A 15542-nucleotide genomic window follows, 5' to 3' on the forward strand; every position below is an offset into this window, starting at 1 on the left:
TAAAATTTACGCACCCATCCGGCGCCGCCGCTGAAGATAAACATCAGGAATTTTGCTTTGACCATCGCCGGATGCGGCCCTATCGCATTCGGTTGACGAACGGATCCCATCAGGAAGCCCCCATGACCCTTGACCGCCTGGCTCCGGCCATTTTCGTTCTGCTCTGGTCGACCGGATGGGTGATGGCGAAATATGCCGACATCTATGCCGATCCGCTGACATTCCTGGTGTTGCGCTACCTCTTTGCAACGGTACTGTTCATCGGCTTCTGTTTCGTTACCGGCGCCGTATGGCCAAAGACATGGGGGATGGCCGGACATGCCGTCATCTCCGGCGTGTTTTTGCACGGGCTCTATCTGGGCGCGGTCTGGTGGGCGATCGGGCAGGGCGTTCCGGCAGCAATTTCCGGCATCATCGCCGGCCTGCAGCCGCTGATGACGGCGGTTGCAGCACCCGCCCTGATCGGCGAAAAGCTGTCTGGCCAGCAGAAGATAGGATTGACACTCGGCTTTCTCGGCATCGCGCTTGCCGTCATACCCAAGGTGCTGACGATCGATACCGGCATGACGCCGATCCAGCTGTTTCCGGTTTTTATCAACGTCCTCGGCATGGCAGCCGCCACCTACGGCACGATCTATCAGAAACAGTATCTGCAGGACGGCGACATCCGCTCGACGGCGGCGCTGCAATATGTCGGCGCCCTGATCGTCACCATCCCCGCCGCCTTCCTGCTGGAGGAGATGCGGATCATCTGGAGCGTGCAGCTATTTGCGGCTCTTGCCTGGGCGGTGCTCGGCCTATCGATGGGCGCGATCGCACTTCTGCTCTACCTCATCCGCCGCGGCCAGGTCTCCAAGGCCGCCTCGCTCATCTACCTCGTGCCCCCGCTCGCCGCAGTGCAAGCCTGGCTGCTGTTTGACGAAGCCCTGACACTGCCGATGATCGCCGGCACGGTGATCGCGGTGGCCGGGGTTTACCTCACCAACCGCAAGCCGGTCGCGGTTGTGGCGTAGAAGGTGCCATTTACATCAAGTTTGGTTGACTTGAGCGATAGCCGCCAAAATCCGCCATCCCCCACAAACAAAAACCGCCCGCAACATCTGTTGCGAGCGGTTTTAAAACCGGAGCGGGGCGGACCCCGCTCTTATTGTGTAAAAGCTTATGCTTCGTCGCGGCGCGGGGCTGCGCTGGCGCGTTTGCGCTGGCCCTGGGCGCCGGCCCCGGCCTCGCGGTTCTGGCCGCCGGCGGGGTTGCCGCCGCCGTGGTTGCGGTTGCGCCATTCGCCCTGCTTCTGACCGGGGCGTCCATTGCGGTTGCCGCCGGGGCGCTTGGCAAGGGCGTTTTCATGGGCGGCCTGTGCGGCCGGGCCCTGACCCTTGCGGTGCTGCTTCTTCGGTTCGCCGCTTGCCAAGAGATCGTCACCGGCAAACGGGCTCGGCACTGAGCGCTCGGCGCGGTGCACGTTGTCACTGCCACCCTGCGGGCGCGGACGGCGTTCGGCATGGCCGTTGCCGGCCGGGCGTCCGGCGTTGCGGGCACCATTGCCGCCGCGTGCACCCTTCGGGCGGGCACGGTCGGCCGGGATTTCGCCGCTGGCAACAGCGATGTCGATCTTCATCAGGCGTTCGATGTCGCGCAGCAGGCGGATTTCGTCCGGTGCGCAAAAGGCGATGGCAATGCCGTCGCGGCCGGCGCGGGCGGTACGGCCGATCCGGTGAACGTATGCATCGGGCACTTCCGGCAGGTCGTAGTTATAGACATGGGTGACGCCGGGAATGTCGATGCCGCGGGCCGCAACGTCGGTTGCAACGAGAACGCGGGTTTCGCCGTCACGGAAAGCCTTCAGCGCACGTTCGCGCTGGCCCTGGCTCTTGTTGCCGTGGATCGAGGCGACGGAGAAGCCGACATGTTCCAGATGCTTCATCAGCTTTTCGGCGCCGTGCTTGGTGCGGGAAAAGACCATGGCGCGGCCATCCGGATTTTCGGTCAGCGTCTTCTTGAGGATTTCGGTCTTCTGGCTGGCGCCCTGGACGAAGTGGACGAACTGCTCGACCTTGTCGGCAGCCTTGCCCGGAGGCGAAACTTCGACGCGCTTCGGGTTGCTCAGATATTCGGCCGACAGATCGGCGATCGCCTTCGGCATGGTGGCCGAAAACAGCAGCGTCTGGCGGTTCTTCGGCACCAGCTTGGAAATCTTGCGCAGGTCGTGGATGAAGCCAAGGTCCAGCATCTGGTCGGCTTCGTCGAGAACGAGGTAGCGGGCCTGGGTGAGCGTCACGGCCTTGCGGGCAATGAGGTCGAGGAGACGGCCGGGCGTAGCAACGAGGATATCGACGCCGCGCGACAGCTGTTCGGACTGCTTGTTGATCGAAGCGCCGCCGACGACGAGGCCGATCTTGATCGGGGTCTTCTTGACGAAGTCCTTCAGGTTGGAGGCGATCTGGTTCACCAGTTCGCGGGTTGGCGCCAGAACCAGCGCGCGGATGTTGCGCGGGTCGGGGCGCTTGCCGTCGGCCATCATCTTTTCGATCATCGGCAGGCCGAAGGCGGCCGTCTTGCCGGTACCGGTCTGCGCAAGACCGATCAGGTCATGGCCTTCCATCACCAGCGGGATTGCTTCGGCCTGGATCGGCGTCGGCGTTTCGAAGCCCAGGGAGGCGAGGGTCGAAAGCACGTGCTCGGAGAGGCCAAGGTCTTTGAAAGTGGTCAATGTCATACCTTTTCGGGGGCGCAAAACGAGATTTGCCGGAACTGCACCATGCGGTTCCGGTTTCGCTTCGCGTCAAGAACCCCGCGTGATTTGGGAACTTGTGGGTTGATTAAAATCGTCTAGCGCATGCATCCTGCCACGTTTGGCAAGACAGTCTGTGTTGCGCTTATCCTTCGTTACGGATCGGTTGGATCCCGCAGGGCTCGCTCACGCGGCGGCCGGAAGGTGACGCTGCGCCTCATGTCGTTGTTTTGCCGCCAAAAGTCAAGGGATTGTTTTTTGCAGCTGCGAAGAGAATGGTGGATCACGCCATGACGAGCTGGAAATCCGCGCCCGCAAGCACCGCGCCATTGACGAGAATGTCCAGCCGGTGGCCGCCGGGATAATATTGCCGAGTGGTGATGGCGCGCATCGCATGCTTTCGCGTCATCGTCACGCGCTCGCCGGGGGCAAGTTCCAGGCTCTTCCATTTGAAAACCTTCGGGGCAAGGCTGCCATTGGCTTTGCGGTGGTGGACCGCATAGTCGATCATCACCTTTTGCGCCGCCGTACCCTCGTTGACGATGGTCATGGTGAAGGCGAGCGCGTCGCCGAAATTCACATGTCCGGTTTCGATTGAAAGCGTGGCAGCAATGCCTAAGAGCGGTGCAAAGCCGAAATTGGCAAGGGCGTCCGCATGGCCCTTCTTCAAAAGCGTGCGTGAGGCATGGCGCAGCAGCTGGCGGCGTTGTGGCGAAGCCGCACCGATATGCCCGCCGACAAAGGCTGCGACCAGATCGGGATGATCCTTGGCGATATCGTTGAGACTGTTGGCGACGGAACGGCGCACGTAGTCTTCCGGGTCGTCCAGAAGTGCGGTGAGGATTGGCAGGATGGGCTGCGGATCGCGCATCAGCGAGGGCAGGCGGATTGCCCAGGGCAGGCGCGGGCGGGTGCCCTCGCTTGCCAGCCGGCGGACGTGATGGTTGTCGTCCGTGGTCCAGGTGCCGATCGTGGCCAGCGCCCGGTCTTGCTCCGCATGAATGAAGGGCCGGATGCCGAACTCGGCGGTGAAATGCGGCGTGAGCTGCTTGAGCAGGCTGAGCGACAGATCGAAATGGCCAAGACCGTGCTGCGCCACGAATTGGCTGACGGGCAAAAGCGCCCAGCCGGTCATGCCGGTGCGGCCACCATTGGGAAGGCTGGCGGAGAGGAGGGCGGCCGCCTGTTCAAAATCCTGCGGCAATGTGGCGGCAAGTGCGTCGCGGATCTGGATGGCGCGCTGCATCAGTTCCAGTTGCTGCATGTCTTCGGTTGCGAGATTGGTGAAGCGTTGTGTGTCGAATCCTGTGGAATGGGCGCCGATTTGGTCCGCCATGGTTTTCACCAGGGCCGGGTGCAGCAGGTTTTTCAAGGGTTCGGCCATGGCGATCATCCAGTGTTGATTCCCGGCGGAGCTTAGCCTTTTCTGTCGAGAACATGGATATCGGCGTGCCGATGCCGGTCTCATCCGCTGGATTTTCCAGCGTTTATTTCGGAACCTTCCTTTTTCAAGCAGCGTTGGAGATGTCGCGCGCCTTGGGCGACCGGGTTGCGTGTGGCGTCCAGTCACCCCGCCGCCGGTGCGGTGACATCTGGGCGCCTTGATGAACATTGCTCGAGGAGTTGATCATGACAACCACATGGATTCTTGCCGCTGATGGAAACCAGGCCCGCCTCTTGAAGGGGGTGAATTTCCTCAAAGATGGACCCCAGAGCCCCGAGCAGGAGGTTTTTCAAATGGATACCAAGCGTGTCCAGGACATCATGAGCGACAAGCCGGGCCGCAGTCATTCCTCATCGGGACCCGGCCGTTCGGCCATGGAATATTCCAGCGATCCGGTGCGCGAGGAGCAGCAGAAGTTCACGGCCGATGTCGCCAGCAAGATCGATGGTTATGAACAGGAGGGTGCGTTCGACCGTCTGGTCGTGTGTGCGGCACCGCAGACGCTGGGCGATCTGCGTTCGATGCTGTCAACCGCAACGCGGGCAAAGACCACTGCCGAAATCAGCAAGGATTATAGCAATCTGCCGACGGAAAAACTGATCTCGTCGGTGCGGGCTGCAATGCAGAACTAATTTAGCGGAAGGGGCAGGCGCAAAGCCTGCCCCTTGCCATCCGGGTGATATCAGGAGCAGACACGCACCCTGTATTGATCGCCCCAGCCATTCTGGCGCCAGACGATGTGGCAGCTTGGATAGCCACCAACCACCACATACGGATTATAGACCGGACCGTAATAGGCCGGAGGCGCATAGTAGCGCGGTTGGCTGAGCGCGCTGCCAAGGATCGCTCCACCGACCACGCCGGTGGCGAGCCCCGGCCAGAAACGGTTATGGGCATTGGCCTCAGAGGCGGTGGCAATTGTGGTGCCCGCAATTGTCAAGGCAATCAGACCGGTGGAAAGTGCTGTTCTCAACGAAAACATGGTCTTGTTCCCTATGCTCGGGCGATGGCCGCCTGCCGGTCATGTCTTGCTCGAACAAGGATAGTAATGCGCTGAAATGTGGCTTTGTTGCCTTAGAGTTTCATTAAATTTCCGTTAGAAATCAGTCGAAACGCCGCCTTCTGCCTTGCGCTTGGCAACAAAGGCGTCAAGCTCTTCCTCGATGGCCGGATCGAGCGGTGGCTTCTCGTATTCGTTCAGTTTTTCCTTGAAGACGCGGTTGGCATGATCGTACGTCGTTGGCCGCCCGGCCTCGGTCCAGGTTTCGAAATTGCGCCAGTCCGACAGGATCGGCGAATAGAAGGCGGTCTCGTAGCGGGCGAGCGTATGGGCGGTGCCGAAATAATGGCCACCGGGGCCGACATCGCGCACGGCGTCCAGACCGAGCGCATCCTCGCTGACGTCGAGCGGGGTGAGGAATTCGGCCACCATCTGCAGCATATCGACGTCGAGGATGAATTTTTCGAAGGAGGCCGTCAGGCCGCCCTCGCTCCAGCCGGCCGAATGCATGATGAAATTGCCGCCGCCTTGCGTTAGTGCCCAGAGGGAGAGCGCCGATTCGTAGGCTGCCTGCGCATCCAGCGTGTTGGAGGCATTGGTGTTGGAGGTGCGGTAGGGAATGTTGTAGCGGCGCGCGAGCTGGCCGCCGGCAATGACGGCCTTCATATATTCCGGCGTGCCGAAGGCCGGTGCGCCGGTTTTCATGTCCACGTTCGAGGTGAAGCCGCCATACATGGCCGGCGCGCCACGCCGCACCATCTGGGTAAAGGCGATACCGGCCAGAGCCTCGGCATTCTGCTGCACGACAGCCCCGGCAATCGTCACAGGCGCCATGGCGCCCGCCAGCGTAAACGGCGTGACGACGACGACCTGGTTGCGCGAGGACATTTCGATAATGCCCTGCAGCATCGGGCCATCCAGGCGCAGCGGCGACGAGGTGTTGATGATCGTAAAGAGCGACGGCTCGGTTTCCATCTGCGCGGCTGAAATGCCCCGCCCGATCCGGGCGATCTCGATGGCGTCGATATTGCGCTGCTGGCCAAGCGAATAGCAGTGAAACACCTTGTCGGTCAGCTTCACCATGTCGGAGAGGCAGTCGAGATGGCGCACGGACGCATGGATATCGATCGGCTCGACCGGGTAGCCGCCGGTCGTGTGGATGATGTCATAGGATTGGGCAAGCTTGACCAGCTTGCGGAAATCCTCCTGGTTGCCGGCGCGGCGCCCGCCTTCGCGATCGGCCACGAAGGGTGCCGATGCGATCTGCGCAAAGACCAGATTGTTGCCGCCGATCTCAACATTGCGCAGTGGATTCCTGGCATGCATGGTGAAGGCCCGCGGAACCGACGCGATCATGTCCATGATCAGGCCGCGATCGAAGCGCACCCGGTCGGTGCCGGGCGTGACATCAGCGCCGGCAGCCTTCATCCGGTCGCGCGCTTCCGGCAGGATCACATCCATGCCGATTTCTTCCAGGATGGTGAGCGAGGCGTTGTGAATGGCCTCCAGCGCATCGTCTGAGAGCACAACGGATTTCGCCATCGTGTTGACGAGATTGAGATATTTCGAGCTGCTTAAACCTTTGCGGGAGCGATCCGCGCCACGTCCGCCGGTGCGCCGCCGCCGTTCCACAGGCGCGTCTGCGTCGATCGGGGCGGCTTGCGGAAATGGGTTCTCGCTCATGATTTTTCCATCGGTTGGACAGACAGGCATGTTGCATATCCGGCATCGGAAAGGCGCCACCATTTGCGACAGCAAATTTCCTTCAAAGAGAAGAGGATTGGAAGGGCCGGTTAATCCGCGACGCCGGATGTCGATTTCACGCCGCAGAGCATTTCGCGCTTGTTGCCGTAACCCGGCCTGCGCTCGACGGCAAAGCCCGCCGCTTGCAGGTTGCGCCGGACGAAACCAGCCGCGGCATAGGTCGCGAACGTGCCGCCATCCACGCTCTTGTCATGGGCAAGCTGCATCAGCTCCTGCGACCACATGTCGGGATTGCGCCGGGGCGCGAAGCCGTCAAAATACCAGGCGTCGAATCTTTCCAGGGTGTTGCGAAGGGTTTCGAATGCGGTGCCGCAGATGACGGTCAGATGCATCCCGTCCGAAAAATCGATGTCGATGCGGCCCTTCGGATCCTCCGGCCAGCGGGCACACAAAGCCAGGCGCTCAGGTTCGATCTCGCGCCAATGGGAGAGCGCCCGGTCAATATCGTCAGCCCGCATTGCAAACCGCTCGAACGAGACGAAATGAAGCTTTGCCCCGTGATCACGCGTTTGCTTCCATTGCCGCCATGTTTCGCAGAAATTCAGCCCGGTGCCGAAACCGAGCTCGCCGATCGTGAAAAGCCCTGATTTGCGCCAGCGTTCTGGCAGGCCGTTGCCCTCCAGAAACACATAGCCGCATTCCAGCCGTCCGTCTTTGCGGCAATAAAAATGGTCGCCAAATTCCTGCGAATAGGGCATATCGCCCTCGTGCCATTCCAATGTCTGCCGCTCCGGAAGAACGGGTTCAGGCGTGATCGCAATGTCAGGGTTTCTGGTGGGCATGGCAAACCGATAATCTCCACGGGCAAGAAGGTCAATCGATGGTGGATCTGCTGATTGTCGGCGGCGGCATCATGGGGCTCTGGGCGGCCGTCATGGCCGACCGGGCCGGGCTGAAAACGGTGCTTGTCGAGCGCGACCGGATCGGCGCGGGTGCCAGTGGCGGCGTGCTTGGCGCCTTGATGCCGTATATGCCGGACCGGTGGGACGTGAAAAAGCAGTTTCAGTTTGATGCGCTGGTCACACTCGAGCAGGAGATCGCGGGTCTTGAGGCGCAAACGGGGATGTCGGCCGGCTACCGCCGTTCGGGCCGGTTGATGCCTCTGCCCAAGCCGCATCTGCGCAAAATCGCCCTTCGCCATGAGCAGGATGCGCTGGTCAACTGGGCGCAGGCAGGAAAGCAGTTCTTCTGGCATGTCCAGGATGATCCGGCAGCGAAGGGGTGGCCGGAAAGCGAGGCCATGGCCAGCGGTCTGGTGTTCGATACCCTTGCCGCACGGGTCGATCCCCGCCGCTTCCTCCAGGTCTTGACGGCTTCGCTGCGGTTGTCCCCTCATGTGCGGATCGAGGAGGGGCAGGCACTTGCAGCGCTTGATCCGGTTGCCGGTCAGGCGACGTTTGCAGATGGCCGCTCGCTTGCCTTCGGCGCGTGCATTCTGGCGGCCGGCGCCGAGACGTTCCGGCATCTGGATGGGCTGGAGCAGCCACCTGTTTCCGGATCGAGCGGAACCGCCGTCAAGGGGCAGGCGGCCGTGTTGAAAGCCGATCTCGATCCCGCCTTGCCGGTCATTTTCATGGACGGCCTCTATATTGTGCCGCATGACAACGGGCTCGTTGCAGTCGGCAGCACCAGCGAAAACAGCTTTTCCGATCCGCTGTCAAACGACCATCTGCTCGATGATCTGCTTCATCGTGCGCGCGCGGTCGTTCCGTTGCTGGGAGGAGCGCCCGTGGTCGAACGCTGGGCCGGCTTGCGCCCCAAAGCGATCGGCCGAGACCCGATGACCGGCCGCCATCCGAATTATCCCCGCCTCTACACCCTCACCGGCGGCTTCAAGATCAGCTTTGGGCTGGCGCACCGGCTGGCGGCAAGCGTCATTGCGGAAATGGCAGGACAGCCGGACGAATCATTGCCGGATTCGTTCCGATGCAGCAGCCACTTTTCCTTGTTGCGGGCGCCGTAAAAGTGTCCGGGAACAGAAGCTGCAACGCCAAGGCTTCGCTCGGTGAGCAGGGCTCAGGCCGCTGACAAACCTGGAATCGGATTGTCTGGTGAGAGCGATACTCCACTCTCGCCCCTGTGGCGGGAATCCAGCGACCCGACGTCCGTCGGGTCAAAAGACTCGCTCAGCTCAAGTCCTTGAGCTGACTGGATCCCCACCAGGGTGGGGATGAAGGGAATTTGGCAACCCACCCAATTTACCAAGTGGCCTGCGGCACTGTCAGTAAACACCTTTGTCGGACAGCAAAAAGCCCTGCTCGGTGAGCAGGGCTTCACACATATTTGTCAGAAAAAATTACATCCAGTACGGGGGCACGCCGTAATAGTCATAGACGCGGCGGCCGTTTTCCTTGTTCCAGTCATACTCATCGTCGCCATGATATTTCGGCGCGCTTTCGACCTGTTCGCGGGTGATATCGGTGCGATAGCCGCCCAGGCTCTCGTCATAACTCAGCTTTTGCCACGGAAGCGGGTAGTGATCTTCGCCGATACCGAGGAAGCCGCCAAAGCCAAGCACCGCATAGGAGACGCGGCCGCTGCGCTTTTCCAGGATCACACGTTCGATCGTACCGATGTGTTTTCCATCCTGGCCATAAACGCGCGTGCCTTCGACCTTGTCGCTCGCGATCAGGTCATGCGTTTCCTTGATGCTGGCATCCTTGAGAGTGCTGTCCTGGTAAGTCATGGTTCGTCTCCATTTTTTAATGCTACCGGTGAGATAACGGCGGAAAGGCCGGTTGGTTCCGCTTGTGAACCGCAGGTTGCGCATCCGATCACATTTTTGGGAAACCGTGTGCACGGCGGATTTCGCGCGCGACTATTCGTCATTGTGTCATGCAAATCACTTAACTCCCGCTTCCAGAACGAGTTTCACCGGAGCCGGGCCGATGCGGTACGCCATCTATTTCACGCCGTCGATATACGATCCCCTGTCGGTTGCCGCCGCAAGCTGGCTTGGCCGCAACGTCTATTCCGGCGAAGCTCCGGAGGCGCCTTCAATTGCCGGTTTCAGCCGCCAGGAGCTGGCGTTTCATACGGCCGTGCCGCGCCGCTATGGGTTTCATGGAACGATCAAGGCGCCGTTCCGGCTGCATGATGAAACCAGCGAGCCGGTGTTGTTGAAATCGCTGATGCATTTTGCCAACACGATGAGCCCCTTTGAAATTCCGAAGATGGAAATCGCGCGGCTGGGCGAATTTTTCGGGCTTGCGCCGTCTTCCCCTTGCGAACAGATGAGCCATCTGGCCGCATCCGTCCTGCAGGCTTTCGATCAATTTCGCGCGCCCTTGAGCGATATAGAAATCGAGCGGCGGGACCCGGACCGGCTGACGGCACCGCAGTTTTCCAATCTTCACCGCTGGGGCTACCCCTATGTGATGGAGGAATTTCGCTTTCACATGATGTTGACGGGGCCGGTGAATTCCAATCTCAATGCCCGCTTCGAGACGGCATTGCGCGATTTCTTCGATCCCGTCATCGCCGAGCCGCTGAAAATTTCCAGCATTGCCCTGTTCATCGAGCCGGAGCCCGGTGCACCCTTGCGCGTGCATTCGCAGCATCCGCTCGGCAAGCTCTCGGCGCATCGGCCGGTGCCGAATGCAAAAGCCAGCGCCAATGCACTCGCCAGCGCATCGCGCATCGCCGAATCGAAAGCGGCGGTCGCCGCACGGCTGCTTCAGGCTAGCTGCTGAGCGGTCGATACCGGACTTCGTCCTGGCAGTCAGGTCTTCAAATCTGGGCACAAGCCGTTACCATTTTGACTTCGATTTTCCGGTTGCGGATGCTACCGTTCCGGCACATTCGAAGGGTGATTTGATGACAGACCTTGCCTATCCACGAGATCTCGTCGGCTACGGCCGCAATCCGCCGCAGGTGCGCTGGCCGGGCGATGCGCGCATCGCGGTGCAGTTCGTGGTCAATTATGAAGAGGGCGGCGAGAGCTGCATTCTCGACAGCGACAAGGCGTCCGAATCGCTTCTGTCCGAGATCGTCGGCGCGCAGCCCTGGGCCGGACAGCGCAATCTCAACATGGAATCGATCTACGAATATGGCGCGCGCGCCGGTTTCTGGCGGCTGTGGCGGATGTTTACCAGCCGCAATGTCGATGTCACCGTCTATGGCGTGACGCTTGCCATGGCACGCAATCCGGAAGCCGTTGCCGCCATGAAGGAGGCCGGCTGGGAAATCGCCAGCCACGGCTATCGCTGGCTGGAATACAAGGATTTTTCTGAGGACGAAGAGCGCAAGCATATCCGCGATGCCGTGCGGCTGCATACCGAACTGACGGGTTCGCATCCGCTCGGCATGTATCAGGGCAAGCCCTCGGACAATACGTTGAAGCTTGTCATCGAAGAGGGGGGCTTTGTCTATTCCTCCGACAGCTATGCCGATGAGTTGCCCTATTGGGTGCCGGGCCTCACCAAGGACAAGCCGCACCTGATCATTCCCTATACGCTCGATGCCAACGACATGCGTTTTGCAACGCCGCAGGGGTTCAATTCCGGCGATCAGTTCTTTTCCTATCTGAAAGACACGTTCGACGTGCTCTATGCCGAGGGCAAGGATGGCAGCCCGAAGATGATGAATGTCGGCCTGCATTGCCGCCTTGTCGGCCGCCCCGGCCGGGCCGCAGCCCTTGCGCGTTTCCTCGATTACGTCCTCAGCCATGAAAAGGTCTGGACGCCCAAGCGCATCGATATCGCCCGGCACTGGCATGAACATCACAAGCCGGAAGGTGGCCTGTGATGGCGGCGCGGGATGAATTCGTTGCGCGGTTCGGCGGCGTGTTCGAGCATTCGCCCTGGGTAGCGGAGCGGGCTTTTGACGCGACCCTGGAGATTTCGCTGACGTCGGACGGCGTACATGAGGCGCTCGTTGCGGCATTCCGAGCGGCCTCGCATGCCGAGCGCCTTGCCGTTCTCCGGGCTCATCCGGATCTTGCCGGAAAACTGGCGATCGCCGGGGGGCTGACACAGGATTCCAAGGCGGAGCAGGCGGGTGCCGGGCTCGACCGCTTAAGCGCGACCGAGCATGCGCGGTTTACCGCGCTCAACACCGGCTATACGGAGAAGTTCGGTTTTCCTTTCATCATTGCGGTCAAGGGGCTGACCAAGGACGATATTCTTGCTGCCTTCGAAAGGCGGATTGACAATAGCCGGGAAGAGGAATTTGAAACGGCGGCAGCGCAGGTCGAAAAGATCGCGCTGTTGCGTTTGCGTTCACTGCTTCCGGGAGAAGACAATGCCTGAGACGATACCGCCATGCCATGCGGCAGCGGCGACCTGATGCCACAGTTCCTGACGATCGAACCGCTGACGCAGGCGGCTTTTGCACCTTTCGGCACTGTTATAGAAGCTGATCCGGAAACGATGCGGCTGATCAACGGCGGCTCGACCGAGCGTTTTCATGCGCTGGGGCGCGCCGATGTCAGCGGCGAGGACGCCAGTGTGATCATCAATATTTTTCGCGGCCAGCCGCGCATCTTTCCCTATTCCGTGACGATGATGGAACGCCATCCGCTGGGTTCGCAGAGCTTCTCGCCGCTGAGTGGCCGGGCATGGCTTGCGGTGGTTGCGCCGGATGAGGGCGGACAGCCGGGATTGCCGCGTGTTTTTCTGGCAACGGGCGCACAGGGCGTCAATTACGGCCGCAATGTCTGGCATCATCCGCTGATGGCCGTGGGCGCGGTGAGCGATTTCCTGGTTGTCGATCGCGACGGCCCGGGCAACAATCTGGAAGAGGTCTTTTACGACGCGCCTTTCGTCATCGCCAATCCCTTCTGAACTGAACGAGGTTTTTATGAGCACGTCCGGCCGCCTGACCACCCACGTCCTTGATACCGCGCTGGGCAAGCCGGCCAAGGGCTTAAAGATCGATCTCTTCCGCATCGAAGGCGGGGGCCGCCGCCTGCTGCGCACGGTCGAAACCAACAGCGATGGCCGCGTCGATGGGCCGATGCTGGAGGGCGACGCTTTCTTAGCCGGAACCTATGAGCTGCTGTTCCACGCCGGCGATTATCTGAGGGCGACCGGCACCGGCCTTTCGGAACCCGCTTTCCTCGATCTCATTCCGCTCCGCTTCGGCATTGCCGATCAGACCAGCCACTATCATGTGCCGCTCCTCCTTTCGCCGTTCAGCTATTCGACCTATCGGGGGAGTTGAGCTGGAATCTTGACAAAACACGAGACTTGTACGACATATCGTACAAGTCCTTGTTGGGATGGAGATGCACATGCGCACGGTTATGTTTTCAAAAGCGAGAGACGAGCTGGCCAGCCTGCTGGATGAAGTGGCGAACGATCGAACAGCCGTCGAGATCATGCGGCGCGACAAGGCCTCGGCAATCCTCATCGATAAGCGAGAGTATGACGGTATGATGGAGACGCTTTATTTGCTGTCTACGCCAGCCAATGCAAAACGCCTGATGGAAGCCGTTGAGAATGTCGAGGCGGGCAAATACGAAGCCCACGACCTGATCGAACCGGGGGACCACGCGCCCTCCAAAGCATCGCGTTAACAGCCCGTGAGTTCCGGCACGTCACTCATGTGGGAAGCGGCTGGGTGGAGCGAGTATATTTTTTGGCAGGAGACCGATCCGAAAGTCGTCTTGCGTATCAACGAACTCGTGAAGGATATGCTTCGCCACCCTTTTGAAGGCATTGGCAAGCCGGAGCCCTTGCGAAATCAACTCAAAGGCTATTGGTCGCGCCGCATAACGCAAGAGCATCGTTTGGTCTATAAAGTCGAGGGACCAGCCGGCAAGCGCGTTTTGATCATCGTGCAGTGCAGGTCGCACTACTGATCACTCCGCAATCACATCCCGGTTGATATCGCGGATATCCCGTTTGCCGCAGAGCGCCATGGTGATGTCGAGTTCCTTGCGAATGATATCGAGCGCCGTCGTGACGCCGGCCTTGCCGCCGGCGCCGAGGCCGTAGAGGAAGGGGCGGCCGATATAGGTGCCCTTGGCGCCGAGCGCCACCGCCTTCAGCACATCCTGGCCGGAACGGATGCCGCCATCGACATGAACCTCGATCTGGTGGCCGACAGCATCGACGATTTTGGGCAGCATGCTGATCGAGGAAGGTGCGCCGTCGAGCTGGCGGCCGCCGTGATTGGAAACGATGATCGCATCAGCGCCGGTGCGCGCCGCCATCCTGGCGTCTTCGACGTCGAGAATGCCCTTCAGGATCAGCGGCCCGCCCCACATCTTGCGAATCTCCTCGACATTTTCCCAGGAGAGCTGCGGATCGAACTGTTCGGCGGTCCAGGAGGAAAGGGAGGAGAGATCCGAGACGTTCTTGGCATGGCCAACAATATTGCCGAAGCTGCGGCGCTGGGTCTTGAGCATCTGCAGGCACCAGAGCGGCCGTGTCGCCATCTGCCAGATATGTTTTGGCGTAAACTTGGGTGGGGCCGAAAGGCCATTGCGCAGGTCCTTGTGGCGCTGGCCAAGGATCTGCAGATCGAGCGTCAGGACCAGCGCCGAGCATTTGGCGGCCTTGGCGCGTTCGATCAGGTTTTTCACGAATTCCCGGTCGCGCATGACATAGAGCTGGAACCAGAACGGCTTGCTGGTCACCGAGGCGACATCCTCGATCGAGCAGATGCTCATCGTTGAGAGCGTGAAGGGAACGCCGAACTCCTCGGCTGCTTTTGCTGCCAGCATCTCGCCATCGGCGTGCTGCATGCCGGTCAATCCGGTCGGAGCCAATGCGACAGGCATCGAGACTGTCTGACCGATCATCGTGCTTTCCAGCGAGCGGTTGGTCATATCGACCAGCACCCTTTGGCGCAGCTTCACCTTGCGGAAATCCTCCTCGTTGGCGCGGTAGGTGCCCTCCGTCCAGGCGCCGCTATCGGCATAGTCGAAGAACATCTTCGGCACGCGGCGCTTGGCAATCGCCTTCAGGTCGCTGATTTCGAGGATTTTGGACATGGCGCAGATTTCCAGCTCAAGGGATGGTCCGGCCATACCATGTTTTAGAAACCGATGTTAAGGGCAGAAATGACAAGAGGTAAAATTATTTTACCTCTTGTGCTCAGGCAGCAATGTCGATGATTTCCGAATGGGCTGCGTCCTGTTGCAAAAGCTTAATGGTGCGGATCGCATCGTCCTTTGTTGCGAACGTTTCGGAATGAAGTACGATCTCGGTTGCCCGCAGCAGGCGGAATGAGAAAAGCCCGGCTGGATCTTTCAAAATCTGAAATTTCAGCTGCGGTTCGACAGTCGTATGTCTGGCTTGATTCTGCTCCTCGTCGAAAGCCGCAATCGCTTCGGCACTCGGCTTGCCGATAGGAAAATGTTCGCGCTCATAGGCGTCTACCAGCGTCGCGATAACATCGAGCTGATCGCCCTGCGGTGTCCCCGAAGGCGCGCCCCAGAGTTCTGCGATGGAGTTCAGAGCCAGCTCATAATCCTCTTTAGATCGAATAGGCTTTATCTCAATCATAGCGCACCCTTGCGGCGTCCAGTTGGTCGTAGTCCTTGTGACTGCCGATCCATTTAATCCATATGATCGACTTTTCGAAGTCGATGGCAACAATGAGCCGGTAGTCGTTTCCCTTGATATTGAAGACGATGCGCTCAGAGTTGACGATAC

Annotated in this window: 19 protein-coding genes; 10 read left to right on the forward strand and 9 right to left on the reverse strand. The window is 60.2% G+C overall.

All coding sequences use genetic code 11. From position 1 onward, the window contains the following. Positions 1-122: 122 nt before the first annotated feature. Positions 123-1013 carry a DMT family transporter gene (locus PYR65_RS08425; RefSeq protein WP_276120640.1) on the forward strand — a complete coding sequence of 297 codons (891 nt, stop codon included), beginning with the start codon at positions 123-125 and terminating at the stop codon, positions 1011-1013. A gap of 146 nt (positions 1014-1159) precedes the next feature. Here PYR65_RS08425 and PYR65_RS08430 read toward each other — a convergent pair whose 3' ends face one another. Together PYR65_RS08430 and PYR65_RS08435 are read right to left on the reverse strand one after the other, a co-directional pair. After that, positions 1160-2710 carry a DEAD/DEAH box helicase gene (locus PYR65_RS08430; protein ID WP_276121004.1) on the reverse strand — a complete coding sequence of 517 codons (1551 nt, stop codon included), beginning with the start codon at positions 2708-2710 and terminating at the stop codon, positions 1160-1162. 304 nt (positions 2711-3014) lie between these two features. Then, positions 3015-4115 carry a DNA alkylation repair protein gene (locus tag PYR65_RS08435; protein ID WP_276120641.1) on the reverse strand — a complete coding sequence of 367 codons (1101 nt, stop codon included), beginning with the start codon at positions 4113-4115 and terminating at the stop codon, positions 3015-3017. Positions 4116-4360: 245 nt separating this feature from the next. On the opposite strand from PYR65_RS08435, the gene PYR65_RS08440 reads away from it, so the two are divergent. After that, positions 4361-4807 carry a host attachment protein gene (locus PYR65_RS08440; protein ID WP_060637077.1) on the forward strand — a complete coding sequence of 149 codons (447 nt, stop codon included), beginning with the start codon at positions 4361-4363 and terminating at the stop codon, positions 4805-4807. A 50-nt stretch (positions 4808-4857) separates the two neighbouring features. Here PYR65_RS08440 and PYR65_RS08445 read toward each other — a convergent pair whose 3' ends face one another. From PYR65_RS08445 to mnmD, 3 genes are all read right to left on the reverse strand, one after another. Further along, positions 4858-5157: a hypothetical protein gene (locus PYR65_RS08445; RefSeq protein ID WP_060636994.1), complete on the reverse strand. Its 300-nt coding sequence runs from the start codon at positions 5155-5157 to the stop codon at positions 4858-4860. A gap of 114 nt (positions 5158-5271) precedes the next feature. Beyond that, positions 5272-6858 (reverse strand): trimethylamine methyltransferase family protein, encoded by a 1587-nt coding sequence (locus PYR65_RS08450; protein WP_276120642.1) that lies wholly within the window; start codon positions 6856-6858, stop codon positions 5272-5274. A 110-nt stretch (positions 6859-6968) separates the two neighbouring features. Then, complete coding sequence (gene mnmD / locus PYR65_RS08455; protein ID WP_276120643.1) at positions 6969-7721, reverse strand: tRNA (5-methylaminomethyl-2-thiouridine)(34)-methyltransferase MnmD; 753 nt, start codon at positions 7719-7721, stop codon at positions 6969-6971. A 38-nt stretch (positions 7722-7759) separates the two neighbouring features. On the opposite strand from mnmD, the gene PYR65_RS08460 reads away from it, so the two are divergent. Continuing rightward, positions 7760-8902 carry an NAD(P)/FAD-dependent oxidoreductase gene (locus tag PYR65_RS08460; RefSeq protein WP_276120644.1) on the forward strand — a complete coding sequence of 381 codons (1143 nt, stop codon included), beginning with the start codon at positions 7760-7762 and terminating at the stop codon, positions 8900-8902. Positions 8903-9235: 333 nt separating this feature from the next. On the opposite strand, the gene PYR65_RS08465 is transcribed toward PYR65_RS08460, so the two are convergent. After that, the gene (locus PYR65_RS08465) at positions 9236-9625 is read right to left on the reverse strand and encodes a PRC-barrel domain-containing protein (protein ID WP_060636998.1); all 390 of its coding nucleotides are present in this window, start codon (positions 9623-9625) and stop codon (positions 9236-9238) included. A gap of 202 nt (positions 9626-9827) precedes the next feature. Here PYR65_RS08465 and PYR65_RS08470 point away from each other — a divergent pair, with 202 nt between their 5' ends. The 7 genes from PYR65_RS08470 to PYR65_RS08500 all read left to right on the forward strand — a co-directional run bounded on the left by PYR65_RS08470 (position 9828) and on the right by PYR65_RS08500 (position 13741). Further along, on the forward strand, positions 9828-10631 hold the full coding sequence (locus tag PYR65_RS08470; protein ID WP_276120645.1) for a DUF1045 domain-containing protein: 804 nt from the start codon (positions 9828-9830) through the stop codon (positions 10629-10631). 124 nt (positions 10632-10755) lie between these two features. Continuing rightward, positions 10756-11685, forward strand: coding sequence for an allantoinase PuuE (puuE, locus tag PYR65_RS08475; protein ID WP_276120646.1), 930 nt, complete (start codon positions 10756-10758; stop codon positions 11683-11685). Further along, a complete protein-coding gene (gene uraD, locus PYR65_RS08480; RefSeq protein ID WP_276120647.1) occupies positions 11685-12188 on the forward strand; it encodes a 2-oxo-4-hydroxy-4-carboxy-5-ureidoimidazoline decarboxylase in 504 nt (167 codons plus the stop codon). Before puuE ends, uraD begins: the two co-directional genes overlap by 1 nt. Before the next feature lie 36 nt (positions 12189-12224). Beyond that, positions 12225-12722: an ureidoglycolate lyase gene (locus PYR65_RS08485; protein WP_276121005.1), complete on the forward strand. Its 498-nt coding sequence runs from the start codon at positions 12225-12227 to the stop codon at positions 12720-12722. A 16-nt stretch (positions 12723-12738) separates the two neighbouring features. Then, positions 12739-13101, forward strand: a complete 363-nt coding sequence (gene uraH / locus PYR65_RS08490) for a hydroxyisourate hydrolase (protein ID WP_276120648.1) — start codon at positions 12739-12741, stop codon at positions 13099-13101. A 70-nt stretch (positions 13102-13171) separates the two neighbouring features. Beyond that, a complete protein-coding gene (locus tag PYR65_RS08495; RefSeq protein WP_276120649.1) occupies positions 13172-13456 on the forward strand; it encodes a type II toxin-antitoxin system Phd/YefM family antitoxin in 285 nt (94 codons plus the stop codon). 27 nt (positions 13457-13483) lie between these two features. Next, on the forward strand, positions 13484-13741 hold the full coding sequence (locus PYR65_RS08500; RefSeq protein WP_276120650.1) for a Txe/YoeB family addiction module toxin: 258 nt from the start codon (positions 13484-13486) through the stop codon (positions 13739-13741). On the opposite strand, the gene PYR65_RS08505 is transcribed toward PYR65_RS08500, so the two are convergent. The 3 genes from PYR65_RS08505 to PYR65_RS08515 all read right to left on the reverse strand — a co-directional run bounded on the left by PYR65_RS08505 (position 13742) and on the right by PYR65_RS08515 (position 15540). Further along, complete coding sequence (locus tag PYR65_RS08505) at positions 13742-14878, reverse strand: alpha-hydroxy acid oxidase (protein WP_276120651.1); 1137 nt, start codon at positions 14876-14878, stop codon at positions 13742-13744. 103 nt (positions 14879-14981) lie between these two features. After that, on the reverse strand, positions 14982-15392 hold the full coding sequence (locus PYR65_RS08510) for a hypothetical protein (protein ID WP_276120652.1): 411 nt from the start codon (positions 15390-15392) through the stop codon (positions 14982-14984). Beyond that, on the reverse strand, positions 15385-15540 hold the full coding sequence (locus tag PYR65_RS08515; RefSeq protein WP_328518507.1) for a type II toxin-antitoxin system HigB family toxin: 156 nt from the start codon (positions 15538-15540) through the stop codon (positions 15385-15387). Before PYR65_RS08515 ends, PYR65_RS08510 begins: the two co-directional genes overlap by 8 nt. Between the last annotated feature and the right edge of the window lie 2 nt (positions 15541-15542).

Origin of the sequence: Pararhizobium qamdonense, assembly GCF_029277445.1 — a bacterium.
Taxonomy (GTDB): domain Bacteria; phylum Pseudomonadota; class Alphaproteobacteria; order Rhizobiales; family Rhizobiaceae; genus Pararhizobium; species Pararhizobium qamdonense.

Bases quoted from the DNA above. Each gene is read 5' to 3' on its own strand.
- PYR65_RS08425 (WP_276120640.1), top strand. From the start codon at position 123: ATGACCCTTGACCGCCTGGCTCCGGCCATTTTCGTTCTGCTCTGGTCG.
- PYR65_RS08435 (WP_276120641.1), bottom strand. From the start codon at position 4,115: ATGGCCGAACCCTTGAAAAACCTGCTGCACCCGGCCCTGGTGAAAACC.
- PYR65_RS08440 (WP_060637077.1), top strand. From the start codon at position 4,361: ATGACAACCACATGGATTCTTGCCGCTGATGGAAACCAGGCCCGCCTC.
- PYR65_RS08445 (WP_060636994.1), bottom strand. From the start codon at position 5,157: ATGTTTTCGTTGAGAACAGCACTTTCCACCGGTCTGATTGCCTTGACA.
- PYR65_RS08450 (WP_276120642.1), bottom strand. From the start codon at position 6,858: ATGAGCGAGAACCCATTTCCGCAAGCCGCCCCGATCGACGCAGACGCG.
- mnmD (WP_276120643.1), bottom strand. From the start codon at position 7,721: ATGCCCACCAGAAACCCTGACATTGCGATCACGCCTGAACCCGTTCTT.
- PYR65_RS08460 (WP_276120644.1), top strand. From the start codon at position 7,760: ATGGTGGATCTGCTGATTGTCGGCGGCGGCATCATGGGGCTCTGGGCG.
- PYR65_RS08465 (WP_060636998.1), bottom strand. From the start codon at position 9,625: ATGACTTACCAGGACAGCACTCTCAAGGATGCCAGCATCAAGGAAACG.
- PYR65_RS08470 (WP_276120645.1), top strand. From the start codon at position 9,828: ATGCGGTACGCCATCTATTTCACGCCGTCGATATACGATCCCCTGTCG.
- puuE (WP_276120646.1), top strand. From the start codon at position 10,756: ATGACAGACCTTGCCTATCCACGAGATCTCGTCGGCTACGGCCGCAAT.
- uraD (WP_276120647.1), top strand. From the start codon at position 11,685: ATGGCGGCGCGGGATGAATTCGTTGCGCGGTTCGGCGGCGTGTTCGAG.
- PYR65_RS08485 (WP_276121005.1), top strand. From the start codon at position 12,225: ATGCCACAGTTCCTGACGATCGAACCGCTGACGCAGGCGGCTTTTGCA.
- uraH (WP_276120648.1), top strand. From the start codon at position 12,739: ATGAGCACGTCCGGCCGCCTGACCACCCACGTCCTTGATACCGCGCTG.
- PYR65_RS08495 (WP_276120649.1), top strand. From the start codon at position 13,172: ATGCGCACGGTTATGTTTTCAAAAGCGAGAGACGAGCTGGCCAGCCTG.
- PYR65_RS08500 (WP_276120650.1), top strand. From the start codon at position 13,484: ATGTGGGAAGCGGCTGGGTGGAGCGAGTATATTTTTTGGCAGGAGACC.
- PYR65_RS08505 (WP_276120651.1), bottom strand. From the start codon at position 14,878: ATGTCCAAAATCCTCGAAATCAGCGACCTGAAGGCGATTGCCAAGCGC.
- PYR65_RS08510 (WP_276120652.1), bottom strand. From the start codon at position 15,392: ATGATTGAGATAAAGCCTATTCGATCTAAAGAGGATTATGAGCTGGCT.